This is a genomic window from Amycolatopsis sp. NPDC049253 (assembly GCF_040678995.1).
GTDB lineage: Bacteria > Actinomycetota > Actinomycetes > Mycobacteriales > Pseudonocardiaceae > Amycolatopsis.
Genome location: NZ_JBFAQX010000029.1, coordinates 14,216 through 32,030 on the forward strand (window position 1 = coordinate 14,216; position 17,815 = coordinate 32,030).

Here is a 17,815-nt window from a genome sequence, read left to right on the forward strand (position 1 = left end):
ACGGAAGGTGGAGGGGCACCGTGACCCACCCGCTCGGAGATGATTCGGATCGGGAATACGCGTTCCTGTGCGGTCTGTCCGGCTACGTCGCCGCCGTGAGTGCCGCGATGGGCGTGGGCGAGGAGTCGTGTACCACCGATGTGGACCCGCCCCTCTCGGCGTACATCGCGCTGGAGATGCGCCTGCCCCAACACTCCGATCGGGACGTCGCGCTGTTGTGGGACGAGCGGCACGGCTGGTCGGTGGCGATCGAGACAAACTCGGGTGAGGATCTCCTCGTCGTCGCCTATGCCGGCGCGGAGCTCGTACCGGAGCCGGCGCGCCTGTCGCGGTTCCTCGCGGAGCTCATTCGCGGCGATGCGCGGGCCCTCACCGCGGCACCCGAACTGGGAGGTCCGGAGGAACGCTTGCTCACCAGCCTGCAGCGTTATCGCCGCGACCTGTGGACCGCGGGTGCGGGTCGGCTCGACCGGAGGGGGTGAGGGCAATGGAGACTAATGTCTGGACGAGCGCCGAGACCGAGCACCTCGCTCGGGCCGTGCTCGGCGCACCGTCCGTGCACAACCTCCAGCCGTGGCTGCTGGACCTCGCACCGGGACGGGCGTGGCTGCGTGAACGGGGCGACCTCGTTCTACCGCACCACGACCCGGACGGTCGGGATCGCGCCGCGTCGTGCGGGGCGGCGGTCGTGAACCTCGAGCTGGCAGTCCGAACGCTGGGGCGGGTAGCTGAGGTCGTTCTGCTGCCGAACGAGCACCGGCCCGAGGTGGTGGCGCGGGTGGATGCCCACCGGTCGTCGGCGCCCACGCACGAAGAGGTCCGGCTGCACCGCGCGATCGCCCACCGAGCGAGCCATCGGAGGCCATTCGGCCTGCAACCGGTGCGTGACAGCGCCGCACGGAGGGTTGTCTCGGCAGCCAGGACGTCGGGTGTCGATGCCCGGCTCGTCACCCGTAAGCCCGACATCGCGGCCGTCGCGAAGTTGCTGCACGTCGCGGCGGGGAAGTTCCAGTCCGACAGCGGGTACCAGCGTGAGCTGTCGTTGTGGACGATCCGGGACGAGGCGACGCACCGTCACGGCGTCGGCATTCCCGCGGGTCGCATCCCGGCCGGTGCAGTGCCTTGGGCGGGACTGGTCCGCCGGGCGACCGAGGTCCCGCACTGGACCGAGATCGAAGAGCGGCTGGCGGCCGGCGTCCTGGTCGTTCTCGTGACGCCCGGCGATACCCGCCTGGATCACTTGCGGGCCGGATACGCCTTGGAACTCGCGTGGCTCACGGCAGTCGACCTCGGCCTGGTGGGCGCCGTGCTGACTCAGCCCCTGCACGTCGAAACGGTGCGCGCGAAACTCGGTGAAGAGCTCTCGTTGACAGGGGTACCGCACGTGCTCATGCGGATCGGACACAGCTCGGAACCGGAACCGCCGCGGGTGCGGCGGTCGACCGAAGAGCTCGTGCAGCACGGCGAGGACTGACGGCCTGGCTGTCAGCTCGGTTCGTGCGCGACCTTGACCCCGCCGAGCACAGCTGTGGCGTTGACCTTCAGGACGGGTGCGTTGTCCGGCAGAGCACCGTCGTCGGAAGTTTTGTCCTCGTAGCCGCCGAGGATCGGCAGCCCGCCGACCTGGACGCGCCAGTCTTCGGGCACAAGCACGTCGACGCCGCCGAAGAGCGCGAACGCGTCGACCGTCGCCTGGTTGTCGATGTGGGCGTGACGCAGGTCGAGGGTGGACCCGCCCAGGACCGCCGCGACGTCGGCATGGGTGAAGTGCTCGGACCGGTCGACGGTCTTCGCCCCGCCCAGCAGGGCCAGCGATTCGGTGCGCGGCTGGGAGCGGGACCGGCTTGGCCGCAGCCCGGCGAGGACCACGACTCCCGCGAGGAGCAGCAGCGCCGGCCAGAACAACGTCTTTTGTGTCCACTGCAGCTGCCCCGCGAGCAGCACCAGCCCGACGACGGTCAGCAGGCCCGGACCGAACGAGACCCGTCGCTGCGACCACATCGCCGTGAGACCCAATCCGATGATCGCCAGGGCCACCACCGCCCGGCGGTGACGTTCCATTCCACGACGCCGGCGGTGTCCAGGATTCCCAGCACGCCAAGGGCCACCAAGACGAGCCCGAACCAGATGCGGACCAGTTTCATCACGACCTCCTTGTGCAGGTGGGGTTACCGGTTTTCGCCGGATGCAGGGGCGCGGCGAGGGGTGGGCCGCCTCCGTCGGCGGGGCGAATCGCCGCGCGTGATCTTCTCGACGCGCACCGCACCGCGGTGGCGTCACGACCGAGACTCGAAGCACCGAAGTCCCCGGCCGACGAAGGCGGCAACTGTGTGGCCAAGTCGTCGACCACGCACACCACCGCGGGCAGCTCGCGCCGACGACGAGTGAGCACGGCTGTCCCAGGGGCTTGATCGCCGTCAGCGATGTGCTTCGCCGAGGAAGTCCGCGGCTGAGTCCAGGGTGGCCAGGTGGTCGTAGTCGTCCTCCTCGATGCGACGTCCGAGCTGTTCCGACAGCCGTTCCACGAAGGTCAGGAAGTCCATCGAATCGAGTTCGAGGGCTTCGCGGAGGTTTTCCGACGGCGACAGTTGCTCGAGTTCGGCTTCGCTGGCGAAGCCGGCCAGCGCGGCGTGGAGCGCGCTTTTCGCTTCGGCACGGGTGAGCGGCGGGGTCATAGTTCCTCCGGTTGCTGCAGCAGGGCGGCAATGCGACTCAAGAAACGCGCACCGGTCGCGCCGTCGCTGGCGCGGTGGTCGGCCGACAGCGTCGCGGTGACAAGAGGGCGGACGCCGAGCAGGCCGTCGACTGCCCATGGGCGCGAGGTGATCGCGCCGAACCCCACGAGGGCGACCTGCGGCGGGTAGATGACGCCGTGAACCGACTCGACGCCGTTGTCGCCGAGATTGGTCACGGTGATGGTGCCTGCCGTGAGGTCCGTGGAGCGCAAGGCCCCCGTCCTCGCCCGGGTCACAGCGGCACGCAGTTCGGCCATCAGCTCCGATGCGGAGCGGTCCGCCGCGTCGAGAATCACGGGCGTGAGGAGTCCACCTCCGCGCAGGGCGACTGCCGTCCCGAGGTGGACGGAGTCCGCCGGGCGGAAGCTGTCGTCGACCCAGTGTCCATTGAGCTGAGGTGCACGCCGGGCGGCCAGCGCGGTCGCCTTGAGCAGGAGCGCCGCGGGCAGGAGCCGCTCGGGTATCGGAACGTGCAAGTTGTGCTCGCGCAGCCACTCCACCGCGGTGTGCAGGTCGATCGTGGTGGACAGGTAGTAATGCGGGATCTCGCGCTTGGCCCGCGCCATCAGGGCGCCGATCGCCCGGCGCATGGCTTCCGCGTCCTGGCTGTGGCGCACCGGCGCTCGTTCCGCCCGGCGCTGGGCCGCTGCTCGTACATCGCGAGCGTGGATCGCCCGGCGCGCCTGCGTCGGGGAGAGGGAGGACACGGCCACCCCCAGTTCGGTCGCCAGCTTCCGGGCGTAGGGCGAAATGCGGACGCGGCCTGCCGGCAGCGAGGTCCGTGCGGCGATGGCCCGTGCGACGTCGGCGTGAGTCACCCGTCCGTCGCGGCCCGAGCCGTGCACGGTCGTGAGGTCGACTCCGGACTCCGCGGCGAACTTGCGGGTCGGCGGTGTCGCGAGCCTCACTTCGGCTGGAGGACCTGGCTCTACATGTGGAACGGTCTCAGGTGCAGGTCCACGCTCGTCTTGCGTCGGTCCGACTTCAGTCATGCCGGGACCCGCGGCGAGGACAGCCAGCGGTGTCCCCACCGGAACACGCGAGCCCACCGGCACGAGAACCGCGCTCACGGTGCCGCTGGTGAAGCACTCGACCTCGATCGCGGCTTTGTCGGTGTCCACTACAGCAACGATGTCACCCTTGCGCACGGTGTCCCCGGCTTTCACCAGCCATTCGAGGACCGTGCCCTCGGTCATGTCCGCGCCGAGCGCGGGCATCAGGAACTCCGCCATCTCAGCCCACCGCCCGCCGAGCTGCTGCCACGACGTCCGCCTGCTGCGGCAGGGCGGCGTGCTCGAGTTGCTGCGCATAGGGGATCGGCACCTCGGCGGTGCACACGCGTTCGATCGGGGCGTCGAGCTCGTACAGCGCCTTTTCCGCGACCCGCGCCGCGATCTCGGCGGACAGGCTGCCGCTGCGCCAGCCTTCGTCGACGACGACCAGCCGGTGCGTGCGGGCGATCGAGTCGAGGATCGCGGGCTCGTCGAGAGGCCGCAGCGTACGCAGGTCGAGGACTTCGGCGTCGACGCCCGAATCGGCGAGTTCACCGGCGGCGTCGAGTGCGGTGCGCAGTGTGCCGCCGTAGGCGATCAAGGTGACGTCGGTGCCGGGTCGTCGGATCACCGCGTGGTCGATGTCCACCGCGCCTGCGTCCGGCGCCAGCTCACCGGACACGTTGTACAGCGTGCCGTGTTCGAACAGCAGGACCGGGTCCGGATCCTGCACCGCGGTCCACAGCATTCCGCGGGCGTCCTCCATCGTCGCGGGGGCGACGATCCGCAGGCCTGGGATGTGGGCGTACCAGCCTTCGAGGCTGTGGGAATGCTGCGCGGCGAGTTGCCGCCCGGCACCGGTTGTCATCCGGATCACCAGCGGCACGTTGAGCTGACCGCCGGACATGTGCAGCAGCGTCGCGGCGTTGTTGAGAATCTGGTCCAGCGCCAGCAGGCTGAAGTTGACCGTCATGATCTCGACGATCGGCCGCATCCCGCCGAGTGCGGCGCCGATCCCGGCGCCGACGAACGCGGACTCCGACAGCGGGGTGTCGCGGACGCGATCGGGCCCGAACTCTTCCAGCAGGCCGAGGCTGACCGCGAAGCATCCGCCGTAACGGCCGACGTCCTCGCCCATGAGGAACGTGCGCTCGTCGTGTTCGAGGGCGTCGCGCAGGCCGGCCCGCAACGCTTCGCGATAGGTGGTCATGGCCGCTCCGAGTAGACGAACCGCGTGAGGTCTTCGACCGGCTCGAGCGGGCCGGCCTCGGCCGCTTCGATCGCGGCGTTGATCTCCCGGTCCACGTCGGCCTCGATCGCCGCCGCCCGGCGCCCGGTCAATTCCCCGTCCTCGGTCATCCGGTGCTTGAGGCGGGGGATCGGGTCGGCTTCCTTCCAGCGCTCGATTTCCGATTTGTCGCGGTACCGGTCCGGGTCGTACATCGAGTGCGCGCGGAAGCGGTAGGTGCGCAGCTCGAGGAATTGCGGGCGGGGCTCGGTGCGGATCTTCTCGACGGCCTGATCAGCGGCTTCGGCGACGGCGAGCACGTCCATTCCGTCAACCGCGCGAGCCTGCATACCATAGGAGGCGGCGCGGACGGCGAGATCGACCTCCGCCTGGGCCCGGTCCAGCCGCGTGCCCATCGCGTACAGGTTGTTCTCGCAGCAGAACAGCACTGGTAACCGCCAGAGCGCGGCGAGGTTGAGGCATTCGTGGAACTCGCCTTCTGCGACGGCGCCGTCACCGAACAGGCAGACCGTGACCTGTGGCCGGCCGCGCATCGCATCGGCGAGTGCCAGGCCCACGGCGACCGGCAATCCACCGCCGACGATCGCGTTCCCGCCGTAGAATCGTCGGGACGCGTCGAACAGGTGCATCGAGCCGCCTCGGCCGCGGCTACACCCGGTAGTGCGCCCGTACATCTCGGCGAGCACCGCGTCCATGGGCAGTCCACGTGCGAGTGCGTGCCCGTGTTCGCGGTAGGTGGACACCACGGCGTCGCCGGCACCGACGGCCTGCAGAATTCCGGCCGCCACCGCTTCCTCGCCGATGTAGAGGTGCATGAAGCCGCGGATCCGCGCCGCGCTGTACAGCTCGACGCAACGTTCTTCGAACCGCCGGATCCGGATCATCTGGCGCAGCAGTTCCGTACGGTGCTTCGCGCGGGCGTTCTGCGCGGCCTGTCGTCTGCTCATCCCGGGACCTCCAAGGTGGACACGTCGCCCTCGGGGAGCCCCAGCTCTCTGGCTTTGAGCAACCGACGCATCACTTTGCCGCTGCGGGTGTGCGGTAGCCACTGGTCGAACACGAGCTCTTTGGGTGCGACCGCGCCGAGCGCGTGCCTTCCGAAAGCCAGCAGTTCCCATCGGAGGGTTTCGGTGGGTTCGTAGCCGGGGCGCAGAGTCACGAACGCCTTGACGAGTTCGCCGGCGACCGGGTCGGGCTTGCCGATCACCCCCGCCTCGGCGACAGCGGGGTGCGCCAGCAGCGCGTTCTCGACTTCGAACGGGCCCACGAGGTGACCTGCTGATTTGATCACGTCGTCCGCGCGACCGACGAACCAGAAGTGGCCGTCTTCGTCCCGTCGGGCGACGTCGCCGGTGAGGTACCAGCCGTCGGCGAACGCGCGCGCGTAGCGCTCGGAGTCGTGCCAGTAGGCACGGAACATCGACGGCCAGCCGGGTCGCAGGGCGAGCTCGCCTTCCACCCCTGGCGCGGTGATCTCGCGAACCCGGCCATCGGTGACGAGGGCGCGTCCGTCCGGTCCTCGTTCGAGCAGACCGGCCTTGACGCCGGGAAGGGGCCGCCCCATGGAGCCTGGCCGGATCTCCGCCGCGGCGAGGTTCGCGATCATGATGGCGCCCGTCTCGGTCTGCCACCAGTTGTCGTGTACCGGCAGGCCCAGCGCCTCCTGGCCCCACACCACGACCTCCGGGTTGAGGGGCTCCCCGACACTGGCGACGAACCGTAGCGCAGCCAGATCGAAATCTCCGGGTTTTCGCGCATCGCGCATCAGCATCCGCAGTGCGGTCGGAGCGGTGTACCAAACGGTGACGTGCTGTGCTGACAGGACCCGGTACCAGCGGAGGGCATCGAATTCGCCTTCGTCGCTGATCAGCGTGGCACCGTGCGTCAGCGGAGCGATCACACCGTAGGACATCCCGGTCACCCAGCCAGGATCGGCTGTGCACCAGAACATGTCGTCCGGCCGCAGGTCAAGGGCGTAGCGGGCAGTGACGTGGTGTGCGAGCACGGCTTGATGGACGTGGAGCGCGCCCTTCGGCGTGCCGGTCGTCCCGCTCGTGAAGTGCAGCAGCGCGGCGTCCTCCGGTTTCGTCGGCACGGCGTCGAACTCGGGATCCGCAGCGGCCAGAGCAGGCCCGAGGGCGGTCGTCCGTGGTTCGGCGTCCCCGCCTACGAGGAGCACATGGCTGAGCGACGGTAAGAAGTCCCGGATTCCGCGTACCTTCCGTCGGTAGAGCGCGGGAGTGGTGACCAGGACGGAACCTTCGCCGAGGCGCAGCCTCTCGCGGATCGGTTCGGGACCGAACGCGGAGAACAGCGGCGACACCACGCAACCAGCCTTCATCGTCCCCAGGGCCGCTACGTACAGATCGGGTACGCGACCGAGAAGCGTGAACACCCGGTCGCCGCGGCGCACCCCGAGTTCTTGCAGCAAGTTCGCGAACCGGTTGGTCCACTCGCGGAGCTCGCTGTAGCTGAAGTCGTGCGCTCGGTCATGGCGATCGATCCAGCGGATCGCCGTCCGCCCGCATCTTGGCCCGGCCGCGTGGCGGTCGACCGCCACGCAGGCGATGTTGAGGCTGTTCCCGCTTGGGAGACCGGACAGCTCCCGACGCGCTTCGTCCCAGCTGAACTCGCGGCACGCCCGCGCGTAGTCGCGCAGGTTGGCCGCAGCGCGGACCTGTTCGGGCTTACCGATGCGTGGCCAGGTCACAGCCGGCCTCGGTCACGTCGCGGCAGTGTTCCGGCGGTGCATGCGGACTCCGCGGTGCTGCAGCGGCCCATCGTTGCCTCCTCGTGTCGGGTGTCAGGTTCTCCCCGCTCGTCCCGTCGCCGTGAGAGGCGTTGGTCCCCGCACCGGGGACTTTCGGACGCCGTGTGGCAGGTGCCGGGACGCCCTGGACTTCCCTCCTCAGCAGTGCCTAATTGGGACGACTGCTCGCGGGCGAAGGACGACACACTCGTGCACACCGGAGTCATCGAGGCTCTGTGGGTACGTCGTCGACAGCGGTCAGCACCTGCTCGCGAGCGTGCTCTACCCCGCTGGCCCGAGGGAGGCCGTGACGCCGCCGCTCAGGACACCTCGTGCTGACCGTCGCCTGCAGCGTGCGGTGCCCGACTACGGGGCAAGGTCGCTGAGGAGTCCCGCGCTTTCGTCCCACAGGGAAGGGACTTCGGCCCCTGACCGGTCGGGTCGTCGCTGAGCGACCGTGGGATCACCGCCGGAACCAGAGGCGGGAAACGGAGGCAAGGACGTGCTCGGAGGGGCAACCCGCCCACCTGTGGTGGCGGGAGTCGACGAATCGGAGGCGGCGCTGGCCGCCGTCAGGTGGGCGGCGGAGGAAGCGACGCGTCGCGGTTGCGCGCTGCAACTGTTTCACGCCGGGCTGTTCGAGGCGGTGGACCTCACCACACGGCAACGGTCGCCGGAAGTTCCCCTGCTGCTCGAGCGGGCCCACCGCTGGATGCAGCGGGCCGCGCACGTCGGGGAAGAGACGGCGCCGGGTGTCAGGACGGACTACTTGGTGCGCCTCGGCCCCGCCGCCGACTTGCTGATCGAGCACTCGGCGGAAGCCTCGCTCGTCGTCGTCGGCTCCCACAGCATCGGCGGGTTGCGCGGTGTCGCTATCGGTTCGGTCGCGCTCCGGGTGGCCGCGGGTGCTCACTGCCCGGTGGTCGTCGTGCGCGGGCGGGTGAATCCGGACGGCCCGGTGGTCGCCGGCGTCGACGAGGACGCCTACGCGCTCCAGTTCGCTTTCGAGACCGCTCTGAGCCGGTGCGTGCCGGTGATCGCCGCGCACGCGTGGCACGAGGGACTTCTGGACGAACAGGAGATCGTCGAAGCGGAGTCGCAGAGCGAAGAAGAGGAGCTTCGCCGGCTGGTCGGCACCTTGGCGAGAAAGTACCCCGAGGTGCAGGTCCGAAGCCGGCTGGTCCGCGACCGCTCCGCCGCGCGGGCACTCATGGGGTTCGACGATGCACAGCTGATCGTCATCGGCACCCGTGGCCGGGGCCCCGTTTCCGGCGGGCTCTTCGGCTCGACCGGCAACCGGCTGCTCGCGCAAGCGGCGTGTCCGGTCGCGGTCGTCCACTGAGTCGAAGGAGGGACCTCGTGCGCGCACGGGACATCATGAGCCGCCCAGTAGTGCGGGTCGGGCCCGCTACTCCGGTGCGGGAAGCGATCGCGTTGCTGACCCGGCACGGCATCGCCGCGCTGCCCGTGGTCGATGACAATAATCGCGTCCTCGGTCTTTTCACCGAGTCGGACGCCCTGAGCGGGGTGTTGACGGGCGAGCCGGTCGGGCCGGGTCTGCTCGTGGAGTCGGTGATGACCAAGCCGGTCGAGGTCGTGGGCCTCGACACCGAGGTCAGCGACATCGCCGTCGAGATGCTCGTCGACCGGCTCCGCAGCGTCCCGGTAGTCGACGACGGGGGGCTCGCGGGCATTGTGAGCCGGCGCGACCTGCTCCGCCCGCTCGTGCGCCACGACGACGCCATCGCATCGCAGGTACGCAGTCTGTTCAGCGACTACACCGGACACCGAGACCTGTGGTCGGTGTCCGTCACGGGCGGGCTGGTGACCGTCTCCGGGACTTTCGCCGACGAAGCCGAACGGCGACTCGTCACCGCGCTCGCGAAGACAGTCGACGGAGTGACAGGGGTGGAACTGTCTGTACCGGCGGCGGTCGCCGGCGCAGATCTCGAGGAGGAGTGAGTGATGCACGCACAACCGGGGGACTGGCTCATCGTGAAGGGGGTTCGGGTAGACCTACCCGAACAGCGGGGCCGGATCCTCGCTGTCGGCGGGCCGGACGGGACACCGCCGTTCACCGTCCGCTGGCTCGCCGACGACCACGTGTCGACGGTATTCCCCGGACCGGACGGCATTGTCCTGACCGAAACCGAGATCACCGAGCGCGACGAACAGGACCGGCTCCGGTTCGAGCGCCTGCGCGCCCTGCGGCGGGCGGGAGGTGCACGCAATGTCCGGGCGTGACGAACGCGTGGTGCTGGCCGGGATCGATGGCTCCAATTCGGCGCTGCACGCCGCAGAGTGGGCCGCGGCGGTGGCCGCGCGCCGGGGCGCCGTGCTGCGCCTGGTGCAGGCCTACATCGTTCCTCCACCAGGGTATCGGGGATGGCAGTTCGCGCCGTCCGGGCCGGGTTCCGGGCCCAGGCCGAGTCCTGGCTCGCAGAGGCCGAAGGTGCCGCGCTTGCACGCTGGCCTTCGCTGAAGATTCAGCAGGCCGCCGTCGAGGGCAGCGCGGTGGGCGTCTTGCTGCGGGAGTGCGCGAGTGCCGAACTGGTGGCGTTGGGTTCCCGCGGCCTAGGCGGGTTCACCGGGCTGCTCCTCGGCTCCACCGCGGTCTCGCTCGCCGCCCACGCGCCTTGCCCGGTCGTCGTGGTGCGTGGCCGGAAGCCGGACGACGCGCCGCCGGCGGGCGGTCCCGTCCTGGTGGGGCTCGACGGCTCTCCCGACAGCACCGATGCGCTCGGCTATGCCTGCGAAGAAGCCGCCGCACGGGGAACCACGCTCGTGGCGATCCACACCTGGAGCGAGATCACCTCGGACGGGTCGCTGCGGAAACGGGACTTCCACCCGGAGGCCGTTGCCGCCGCCGAGCGCCGGCTGGTGGATGAGCAGTTGGCTCCCTGGCGCGAGAAGTTCCCTAACCTGCCGGTCGACGTGGTGGTCGTGCGTGGCCGGCCGGTCCGGACGCTGCTGGAACGCGGCGCCGAGGCCCAGCTGATCGTCGTCGGAAGCCGCGGTCTCGGCGGATTCACCGGGATGCTGCTCGGCTCCGCGAGTAAGGCATTGCTGGTGCACTCCGTGTGCCCGGTCGCGGTCGTGCGACCGGGAAGCAGGACGTGATCGCGAATCTTCCGTCCGTCGCGAGTGGCGGCACGCTCGCTCGTAGCCTTCGACGGCATCTACTGCAATATCCCGCATTGCGGTTGCGGCGGCACGACCTGGTGCTGAGGCCGGTCGGAACGCGGTGGCGGCTCGGCCGCGGTGACGGCACCGGGCGCCGGGGCGAGGCGCTGCCGGCGGGCGAGAACTCGGAGAAACTGCGGTGGATTGTCGATTGTCCGCGCAGCAGCCGCGACTAGGAGTTCGCTCGTTGGCCGTCCGGGTGCTGCCCGGGCGTTCCAGGAGCGTCGGCGAAACGGCCTGGGGCGGGTGCTCGGCTACCGAGCTGAGGACGTTGGTCCTTCGCACCGGTGACTCCGGACCGGAGTGCCGGATGCCGCTTGTTGCCTATTTTCGGGTGCAGCGCAACGAGAGGGAGAATCCGATGCGTGCACGAGACCTGATGTCTGCGCCGGTGGTGACGGTTCACCCCTGGGCACCGGCCAAAGAGGCCGCCGAAGTGCTGTCCGAGCACGGATTCACCGCGCTGCCGGTGGTCGACGATGATGAACGTCTCATCGGCATCGTCACCGAAGCCGACCTGATCCGCGGCCGGATCCCGGCTGACACGCGGTCGGCGTACCTGCGTCCCGAACCTCCCGCACCGGTCGACACGACCGTGGAGCAGGTGATGACATCGCCGGTCACGGCGATGTCTTCGGGCACCGACGTCGCCGAGCTCTGCCAGGCTCTGGTCGACGCGAGGATCCGGGCGATGCCGATCGTCGACGGCAGCCGCGTGGTGGGCATCGTGACCCGGGGAGACGTGGTCCGGGTGCTGGCGCGCGAGGACACCGCGCTCGCGGCGGACGTGCGTCACCGGCTTGAGATCTACGGCGGGACGGGCCGCTGGAAGGTCGAGGCCCACGACGGGCTCGTGCGGATCGTCGACCGCTACGACGACAAAACTGACCGTCACGTCGCCACTCTGCTCGCGCTCGCGGTGCCCGGCGTTGTCGGCGCCGAAACCGTTTCGTCCGGAGAGGACCCTTGGTCATGACAACGCGCAACAGCACCACCGTGGTGGTGGGCGTCGACGGTTCGCCCGGTGCCGACGAGGCGGTCCACTGGGCCGCGCGGCTCGTGTCAGGTCGGGCCCTCGAGCTGGAAATCGTGCACTGCCTGCAGGTGGCGGCTCTCTACTACGGCGGTGCGCCGGCCGGCAGCGACGTGTTGTTCGACCAGCTCCGGCAAGAAGGTGACCGGATCGTCACGAAGGCCCGGGAACAGGCGCTCTCCGTCGACGCGGCTCTCATCGTGCGCACAGAGGTGCTCACCGACGCCGCGCCCGCCAGTTTGATCGAGCGGTCGCGGCGCGTCCGGATGGTCGTGGTCGGCCGGAGCGGGACCGGCGGGTTCACCGGCATGCTCGTCGGTGCCACGGCCGCCACCGTCGCGAGCCACGCGGCCTGCCCGGTGGCGGTGGTCCGCGGGCGGCACGGTGACGGCGCGGTGCCGCTCGACGGCCCCGTCGTGGTCGGGGTTGACTGCACCCCGAACAGCGAAGCCGCCATAGGGGTCGCGTTCGAGGAAGCCGGCTTCCGCGGCGTTCCGCTCGTGGCGTTGCACGCGTGGAACGACGTCACGTACGACTCGGCGGACAGCACGGCGCGGTTGATGCCGCAGCCGGAGTCGATCGAGCCGGCGGAGGAGCGGTTGCTGGCCCAGCGGCTTGCCGGCTGGCAGGAGAAGCACCCCGAGGTCGAGGTCCGCCGGACGCTGGTGCGGGACCGGCCGCGGCACGCGCTGCTCGCCGAGTCCGACCGGGCACAGCTGGTGGTCGTCGGCAGCCGCGGCCGCGGCGGGTTCGCCGGGATGCTCCTCGGTTCGACGAGCCAGGCGCTGCTGCACCATGCGTCGTGTCCGGTGCTCGTGGTGCGGCCGGAGCCGAAGCGGTGACGGCTCTCGACACCACCGCCGCGACGCTGTCCCCAGACGAGCTGGCCCAGGTCGACGCCCAATGGCGGGCAGCGAACTACCTGACTGTGGGGCAGATCTACCTCATGGCCAACCCGTTGCTGAGGGAACCGCTCGTGGCCGGGCAGGTCAAACCGCGCCTGCTCGGCCACTGGGGGACCTCGCCCGGGCTGAATTTCGTCTACGCCCACCTCAATCGCGCGATCCTGACGCACGACCTGGACGTGATGTTCGTAACCGGTCCCGGCCACGGCGGGCCTGCTTTGCGGGCGCACACGTGGCTCGAGGGCACGTACTCCGAATTGTGGCCCGAGGTTTCCCGCGACGAGGAAGGATTGCATCGGCTCTTTCGGCAGTTCTCCTTCCCCGGCGGCGTGCCGAGCCACGTCTCCCCGCACGTCCCGGGCTCGATCCACGAAGGCGGGGAGCTGGGGTATTCACTCGCTCACGCGGTCGGCGCCGCGTTCGACAACCCGGGCCTACTCGTCGCCTGCGTCGTCGGGGACGGTGAAGCCGAGACGGGACCGCTTGCCACCAGCTGGCAGGCGAGCCGGTTCCTTGACCCGCGCCGTGATGGCGCCGTGCTGCCGATCCTGCACCTCAACGGCTACAAAATAGCCAACCCCGCAGTGCTTTCGCGGATCCCGCCGTCCGAATTGGATGCCTTGCTGCGCGGGGCCGGTTGGGCACCGGTATACGTGGAGGGCGACGAGCCGGCGGTGATGCACCAGGCGATGGCGGCCGCGCTCGACGCCGTGGTCGCCGATCTGGCAGTGCAGCGGCGGGCTCGGAGCAGGCGGCCGTGGCCGATGATCGTGTTGCGGTCTCCCAAGGGTTGGACTGGTCCGGCCACTGTGGACGGTAAGCAAGTGGAGGGAACCTGGCGCGCGCACCAGGTTCCGCTCGCGCGGGTGCGAGAGGACCCTGAGCACCTGCACGCGCTGGAAGTGTGGTTGCGGTCCTACCGGCCCGACGAGTTGTTCGACGCACGCGGCCGGCCCGCCGCTGCGGTTACCGCGTTGGTTCCCCCCGGGGACCGGCGAATGGGCGCGAACCCGCATGCCAATGGCGGCGTCGTGCTGCAACCGCTGGCTCTTCCCGAGGTCGCTGGGCACGCGATGTCCGTGAGCGAACCGGGAGCGACGTCCGCGGAGCCGACGCGGGTGCTGGGCCGGTTCCTGCGGGAGGTGTTCCGGCGCAACGCAGAACAGGCGAACTTCCGGCTGTTCGGGCCGGACGAGACGGCGTCCAACCGGCTCGACGCCGTGTACGACGTCACCGCCAAGGCCTGGCAGCTGCCCGTCGTCGGGACCGACGAGCATCTCGCGCCGGAGGGCCGCGTGCTGGAGGTGCTTTCAGAGCACTTGTGCCAGGGCTGGCTGGAGGGCTACCTGCTCAGCGGCCGCCACGGCCTGTTCTCCTGTTACGAGGCGTTCGCGCACATCGTGGACTCTATGGTCAACCAGCATGTCAAGTGGCTGCGCACGCACCGCGATATCCCGTGGCGGCGGCCGGTGGCATCGCTGAACTACCTGCTCACCTCCCACGTGTGGCGGCAGGACCACAACGGCTTCTCCCATCAGGATCCCGGATTCGTCGACCACGTGGCGAACAAGAGCCCGGAGGTCGTGCGCGCGTACTTCCCGCCGGACACCAACACATTGCTCGAGGTCGCCGCGCACTGCCTGCGCAGCCGGGACTACGTGAACGTGATCGTGGCGGGCAAGAACGAGACGCCCGACTGGCTCGACGCGCAGGAGGCCGCGCTGCACTGCGCCCGAGGAGTCGGCATCTGGGAGTGGGCGAGCACCCACCTCGACCGTGAGCCCGACGTCGTCCTCGCCTGCGCCGGTGATGCCCCCACATTGGAGGTTCTCGCCGCCGCCTCGAACCTGCGCGCAGAGCTACCGGACCTGGCGGTGCGCGTAGTGAACGTCGTCGACCTCATGCGGCTGCAACCGGCCGCCGAACACCCCCACGGCCTGGACGACCGCGAGTTCGACGCACTGTTCACCCCCGACCGTCCAGTGATCTTCGCTTACCACGGCTACCCGTGGCTCATTCACCGGCTCGCCTACCGCCGGACCAACCACGCCGAATTCCACGTCCGCGGCTACACCGAACACGGCACCACGACTACACCGTTCGACATGTTGGTGCTCAACCACATGGACCGCTTCCAGCTGGTGATCGACGTGATCGACCGCGTGCCGGGTCTCGTCGCGACGGCCGGCGTGCTGCGGCAGAGGATGACCCAGGCGCAGGACCGACACCGGCGGTGGATCAACGAGCACGGCGAGGATTTGCCTGAGGTGCTGGAATGGAAGTGGGTGGCCTGATCGGGCGCAGTCTCGCATTGTGTCGGCGGTCCTGTGTCCTGCGCCCGCCGTGACGGACCTTCCCGACCATGAACGTCTGGCACTTTACTTGTTGATCGCGCAGTTTTGAGATCTACGGTCGGGATGCGCTGGGTTGACGTCGTCGCCTGAAGGTGCCGACACTTGGGCGCTGCGCGGTTTCATCCAACGCGGGCTTTCGAGACAGCGGGAGCCGGGGTGAGCGAACACGACGAAGCCGACCCTGGCCGGTTGACGTTCCCCGACCAGCCTCGGCTTGAGCTGGACCAGCTGCTGGCCCAGCTGATCGAACGCGCCCAAGAAGTCATCGGCACTCAGGGCCGCCTGAGAGGCCTTCTGCGGGCGACCCGGATGATCACCAGTGACCTCGCTCTCCCGGCGTTGCTGCGGCGGATCGTCGACGCCGCGCACGAGCTGATCGGCGCGCGATACGCGGCACTCGGGGTGATCGGTGCGGACGGGCGGCTCGAGGAGTTCGTGCACGTCGGCATGGATGCGGACGCCCTCACCCGGATCGGGCACCTGCCCGAGGGCAAGGGCCTGCTCGGCGCACTCATCGACGACCCGCGGCCGATCCGGTGGACTCGGCTCCAGGACGACCCACGTTCGATCGGGTTCCCCCCAGGGCACCCGCCGATGGAGAGCTTCCTCGGGGTGCCGATCCGCGTGCGGGAAAGCGTTTTCGGGAACCTGTATTTTGCTGACGGGGAGCGGGGCCGGTTCAGCCCGCAGGACGAGCAGCTCGCGCTCGCACTGGCTGCCGCGGCGGGCAGTGCCATCGACAATGCGCGGTTGTACGAGACCGCGCGGAGCCAGCAGGCCTGGCTTCGCGCATCGGGCGCCATCGCGCGTGAGCTCCTGTCGTTCGATCCGGGAAGTCCTCTGGATCTGGTCGCGAACCACACACGGGAACTGGCCGTCGCGGATGTGGTCACGATCGTCCGTCCGAGCGGCGACCCCCGCTGGCTGCGGGTTGATCGCGCGGTGGGGCTCCAGTCGGAGGCGTTGCTCGGCATGCTCGTCCCCGCTGAGGCCACGATGTCCGGGACGGTGATGACGACCGGAAAACCGAGGGCGGGCTCATGGCCGCAGGAACGAGCACGATTGAGCCGCGCGCCGGTGATCGAGCTGGACATCGGCGCCGTGTTCGCTGTGCCGCTGACCAGCAATGGCCGGGTGACGGGGGTCCTGACTGCCGCGCGCCGCGCCGGTCGGCCGGCGTTCACCGAGGAGGATCTGGAGATGGCCGCGGGGTTCGCGGACCAGGCCGCGGTGGCGATCGAACTGGCGGAGGCGCGGGCCGAGCAGCAGCGCAACGCGTTGCATGACGAGCGCGACCGGATTGCCACCGAGTTGCACGAAGAGATCGTGCAACGGCTGTACGCGGCGAGCCTGTCCTTGCAGACCACGCGGGCTTTGGCGAAGGCGCCTGTCGTTGCCGAGCGCCTGCGCGACACGATCGCCGACCTGGACGACGTCATCAACCACGTCCAGGCGACCGTCTTCCGGCTCGACGACGTGTCGCCTGTCCGGCAGGTGCTGCTGCGCAACGAAGTGCTGCGTGTGGTGGCGGAAGCTGAATCGTCACTGGGGCTCGTTCCGGCCACCCGGTTCGCCGGAAAGCTGGACACCTATCCCGTCGACGCTGTGGTCCCGTTCCTCGGGGAGGCGTTGCGGCTGGTCGCCGCTCACGCCGCGGCCACGGCGGTGAGCGTGGAGATCACCGCGGATGCGCGCCGGCTCACCGTCGTGGTGGGGTGTGACGGGCCGGGCGACATCACGCAGGTGGCGGCGCCGGAGCTGGCTGCTCTGGACCAGCGAGCGCGGGAACGTGGCGGCATGCTGAACCTCGAACGCGGAACGGGGCAGACCCGGCTGAGCTGGTCGGTACCGCGCTGAAAGGGACCAAAGGTGGGCCGGCGGGGACTTCGGTCGTCGCCGTCGTGCGGCAATCCGGCCATAGGCTTTCCGAATACCGCACGGCTCATACCGCTGTGCCCGAGTACGAGGAGTTCCGATGCTGCGGGTGTTCCTGGTCGACGACCACGAAGTGGTTCGGCGAGGGGTTGCCGAACTGCTCGAGGACGACGACGAGCTGACCGTTGTCGGACAGGCCAGCAGTGTGTCGCAGGCGTTGGCTCGCATCCCGGCGCTGCGGCCGGACGTCGCGGTGCTGGACGTGCGGTTGCCGGACGGCAACGGCATCGAGCTGGCGCGCGAGCTGCTGTCGAAACTGGTCGGGCTGAAGTGTCTGATGCTCACGTCCTACACCGACGAGCAGGCGATGCTCGACGCCGTGCTCGCCGGTGCCAGCGGCTACGTCATCAAGGACATCAAGGGCCTCGACCTGGTGTCCGCGGTGCGTGAGGTGGGGGCCGGCAAGTCCTTGCTCGACGCCCACGCGGCGGCGGCGCTGATGGCGAAGCTGCGCGACACCGCGGAAAAGAAAGGCCCGCTGGCGCAGCTTTCCGAGCAGGAAGGGAGCTTGCTGGAACTAATCGGCGAGGGGCTGACCAACCGGCAGATCGCCGAGCGTATGTTCCTGGCGGAGAAGACTGTGAAGAACTACGTCTCGCGGCTGCTGACGAAACTCGGGATGGAGCGGCGTACCCAGGCCGCGGTGCTCGCGACGGAGTTGCGGGGTAAGAGAGGGTAGT

General features: G+C 69.5%; 19 protein-coding genes. 12 read left to right on the top strand and 7 right to left on the bottom strand.

Going from position 1 to position 17,815, the window contains the following annotated elements:
* Positions 1-20 precede the first annotated feature (20 nt).
* A complete protein-coding gene (locus tag AB0K15_RS38900; RefSeq protein WP_364062662.1) occupies positions 21-482 on the top strand; it encodes a DUF6292 family protein in 462 nt (153 codons plus the stop codon).
* Positions 479-1,474: a nitroreductase gene (locus AB0K15_RS38905; RefSeq protein ID WP_364062665.1), complete on the top strand. Its 996-nt coding sequence runs from the start codon at positions 479-481 to the stop codon at positions 1,472-1,474. Before AB0K15_RS38900 ends, AB0K15_RS38905 begins: the two co-directional genes overlap by 4 nt.
* Before the next feature lie 11 nt (positions 1,475-1,485).
* On the opposite strand, the gene AB0K15_RS38910 is transcribed toward AB0K15_RS38905, so the two are convergent.
* The 6 genes from AB0K15_RS38910 to acsA all read right to left on the bottom strand — a co-directional run bounded on the left by AB0K15_RS38910 (position 1,486) and on the right by acsA (position 7,686).
* Complete coding sequence (locus tag AB0K15_RS38910) at positions 1,486-2,061, bottom strand: LiaF domain-containing protein (RefSeq protein ID WP_364062668.1); 576 nt, start codon at positions 2,059-2,061, stop codon at positions 1,486-1,488.
* A 356-nt stretch (positions 2,062-2,417) separates the two neighbouring features.
* Positions 2,418-2,675, bottom strand: coding sequence for an acyl carrier protein (locus AB0K15_RS38915; RefSeq protein ID WP_220241571.1), 258 nt, complete (start codon positions 2,673-2,675; stop codon positions 2,418-2,420).
* The gene (locus AB0K15_RS38920) at positions 2,672-3,967 is read right to left on the bottom strand and encodes a dihydrolipoamide acetyltransferase family protein (protein WP_364062671.1); all 1,296 of its coding nucleotides are present in this window, start codon (positions 3,965-3,967) and stop codon (positions 2,672-2,674) included. The genes AB0K15_RS38915 and AB0K15_RS38920 overlap by 4 nt, the downstream gene beginning before the upstream one ends.
* A 1-nt stretch (position 3,968) precedes the next feature.
* Positions 3,969-4,937, bottom strand: coding sequence for an alpha-ketoacid dehydrogenase subunit beta (locus AB0K15_RS38925; RefSeq protein WP_364062674.1), 969 nt, complete (start codon positions 4,935-4,937; stop codon positions 3,969-3,971).
* A complete protein-coding gene (gene pdhA / locus AB0K15_RS38930; protein ID WP_364062677.1) occupies positions 4,934-5,923 on the bottom strand; it encodes a pyruvate dehydrogenase (acetyl-transferring) E1 component subunit alpha in 990 nt (329 codons plus the stop codon). The genes AB0K15_RS38925 and pdhA overlap by 4 nt, the downstream gene beginning before the upstream one ends.
* Positions 5,920-7,686 carry an acetate--CoA ligase gene (gene acsA, locus AB0K15_RS38935; RefSeq protein ID WP_364062680.1) on the bottom strand — a complete coding sequence of 589 codons (1,767 nt, stop codon included), beginning with the start codon at positions 7,684-7,686 and terminating at the stop codon, positions 5,920-5,922. Before acsA ends, pdhA begins: the two co-directional genes overlap by 4 nt.
* 541 nt (positions 7,687-8,227) lie before the next feature.
* On the opposite strand from acsA, the gene AB0K15_RS38940 reads away from it, so the two are divergent.
* The 8 genes from AB0K15_RS38940 (at position 8,228) to AB0K15_RS38975 (ending at position 15,140) form a co-directional block, all read left to right on the top strand.
* On the top strand, positions 8,228-9,067 hold the full coding sequence (locus AB0K15_RS38940) for a universal stress protein (protein ID WP_364062683.1): 840 nt from the start codon (positions 8,228-8,230) through the stop codon (positions 9,065-9,067).
* Positions 9,068-9,084: 17 nt separating this feature from the next.
* Positions 9,085-9,687, top strand: coding sequence for a CBS domain-containing protein (locus AB0K15_RS38945; protein WP_364062686.1), 603 nt, complete (start codon positions 9,085-9,087; stop codon positions 9,685-9,687).
* Between the two features lie 3 nt (positions 9,688-9,690).
* Positions 9,691-9,969, top strand: a complete 279-nt coding sequence (locus tag AB0K15_RS38950; protein ID WP_364062689.1) for a DUF1918 domain-containing protein — start codon at positions 9,691-9,693, stop codon at positions 9,967-9,969.
* Positions 9,956-10,207 carry a universal stress protein gene (locus AB0K15_RS38955; RefSeq protein ID WP_364062692.1) on the top strand — a complete coding sequence of 84 codons (252 nt, stop codon included), beginning with the start codon at positions 9,956-9,958 and terminating at the stop codon, positions 10,205-10,207. Before AB0K15_RS38950 ends, AB0K15_RS38955 begins: the two co-directional genes overlap by 14 nt.
* Complete coding sequence (locus tag AB0K15_RS38960; protein ID WP_364062695.1) at positions 10,111-10,845, top strand: universal stress protein; 735 nt, start codon at positions 10,111-10,113, stop codon at positions 10,843-10,845. Before AB0K15_RS38955 ends, AB0K15_RS38960 begins: the two co-directional genes overlap by 97 nt.
* Before the next feature lie 424 nt (positions 10,846-11,269).
* Positions 11,270-11,884 (top strand): CBS domain-containing protein, encoded by a 615-nt coding sequence (locus AB0K15_RS38965; RefSeq protein ID WP_364062865.1) that lies wholly within the window; start codon positions 11,270-11,272, stop codon positions 11,882-11,884.
* On the top strand, positions 11,881-12,783 hold the full coding sequence (locus tag AB0K15_RS38970) for a universal stress protein (protein WP_364062698.1): 903 nt from the start codon (positions 11,881-11,883) through the stop codon (positions 12,781-12,783). Before AB0K15_RS38965 ends, AB0K15_RS38970 begins: the two co-directional genes overlap by 4 nt.
* Positions 12,780-15,140 (top strand): phosphoketolase family protein, encoded by a 2,361-nt coding sequence (locus AB0K15_RS38975; RefSeq protein WP_364062701.1) that lies wholly within the window; start codon positions 12,780-12,782, stop codon positions 15,138-15,140. The genes AB0K15_RS38970 and AB0K15_RS38975 overlap by 4 nt, the downstream gene beginning before the upstream one ends.
* 84 nt (positions 15,141-15,224) lie before the next feature.
* Here the strand turns inward: AB0K15_RS38975 and AB0K15_RS38980 are convergent, their stop codons facing one another.
* Positions 15,225-15,680, bottom strand: coding sequence for a hypothetical protein (locus tag AB0K15_RS38980; protein ID WP_364062883.1), 456 nt, complete (start codon positions 15,678-15,680; stop codon positions 15,225-15,227).
* Between AB0K15_RS38980 and AB0K15_RS38985 the strand changes: the two genes are divergently transcribed.
* Both AB0K15_RS38985 and AB0K15_RS38990 read left to right on the top strand, forming a co-directional pair.
* Positions 15,576-17,057, top strand: coding sequence for a GAF domain-containing protein (locus tag AB0K15_RS38985; protein WP_364062868.1), 1,482 nt, complete (start codon positions 15,576-15,578; stop codon positions 17,055-17,057). The genes AB0K15_RS38980 and AB0K15_RS38985 overlap by 105 nt on opposite strands.
* A gap of 118 nt (positions 17,058-17,175) precedes the next feature.
* Positions 17,176-17,814: a response regulator transcription factor gene (locus tag AB0K15_RS38990; protein WP_364062704.1), complete on the top strand. Its 639-nt coding sequence runs from the start codon at positions 17,176-17,178 to the stop codon at positions 17,812-17,814.
* Position 17,815: the final 1 nt, after the last annotated feature.

Excerpts from the sequence above, each read along its gene's own strand:
- AB0K15_RS38910 (WP_364062668.1), bottom strand. The coding sequence starts at position 2,061 with ATGGAACGTCACCGCCGGGCGGTGGTGGCCCTGGCGATCATCGGATTG.
- AB0K15_RS38915 (WP_220241571.1), bottom strand. The coding sequence starts at position 2,675 with ATGACCCCGCCGCTCACCCGTGCCGAAGCGAAAAGCGCGCTCCACGCC.
- AB0K15_RS38920 (WP_364062671.1), bottom strand. The coding sequence starts at position 3,967 with ATGGCGGAGTTCCTGATGCCCGCGCTCGGCGCGGACATGACCGAGGGC.
- AB0K15_RS38925 (WP_364062674.1), bottom strand. The coding sequence starts at position 4,937 with ATGACCACCTATCGCGAAGCGTTGCGGGCCGGCCTGCGCGACGCCCTC.
- pdhA (WP_364062677.1), bottom strand. The coding sequence starts at position 5,923 with ATGAGCAGACGACAGGCCGCGCAGAACGCCCGCGCGAAGCACCGTACG.
- AB0K15_RS38950 (WP_364062689.1), top strand. The coding sequence starts at position 9,691 with ATGCACGCACAACCGGGGGACTGGCTCATCGTGAAGGGGGTTCGGGTA.
- AB0K15_RS38955 (WP_364062692.1), top strand. The coding sequence starts at position 9,956 with ATGTCCGGGCGTGACGAACGCGTGGTGCTGGCCGGGATCGATGGCTCC.
- AB0K15_RS38960 (WP_364062695.1), top strand. The coding sequence starts at position 10,111 with ATGGCAGTTCGCGCCGTCCGGGCCGGGTTCCGGGCCCAGGCCGAGTCC.
- AB0K15_RS38965 (WP_364062865.1), top strand. The coding sequence starts at position 11,270 with ATGCGTGCACGAGACCTGATGTCTGCGCCGGTGGTGACGGTTCACCCC.
- AB0K15_RS38970 (WP_364062698.1), top strand. The coding sequence starts at position 11,881 with ATGACAACGCGCAACAGCACCACCGTGGTGGTGGGCGTCGACGGTTCG.
- AB0K15_RS38990 (WP_364062704.1), top strand. The coding sequence starts at position 17,176 with ATGCTGCGGGTGTTCCTGGTCGACGACCACGAAGTGGTTCGGCGAGGG.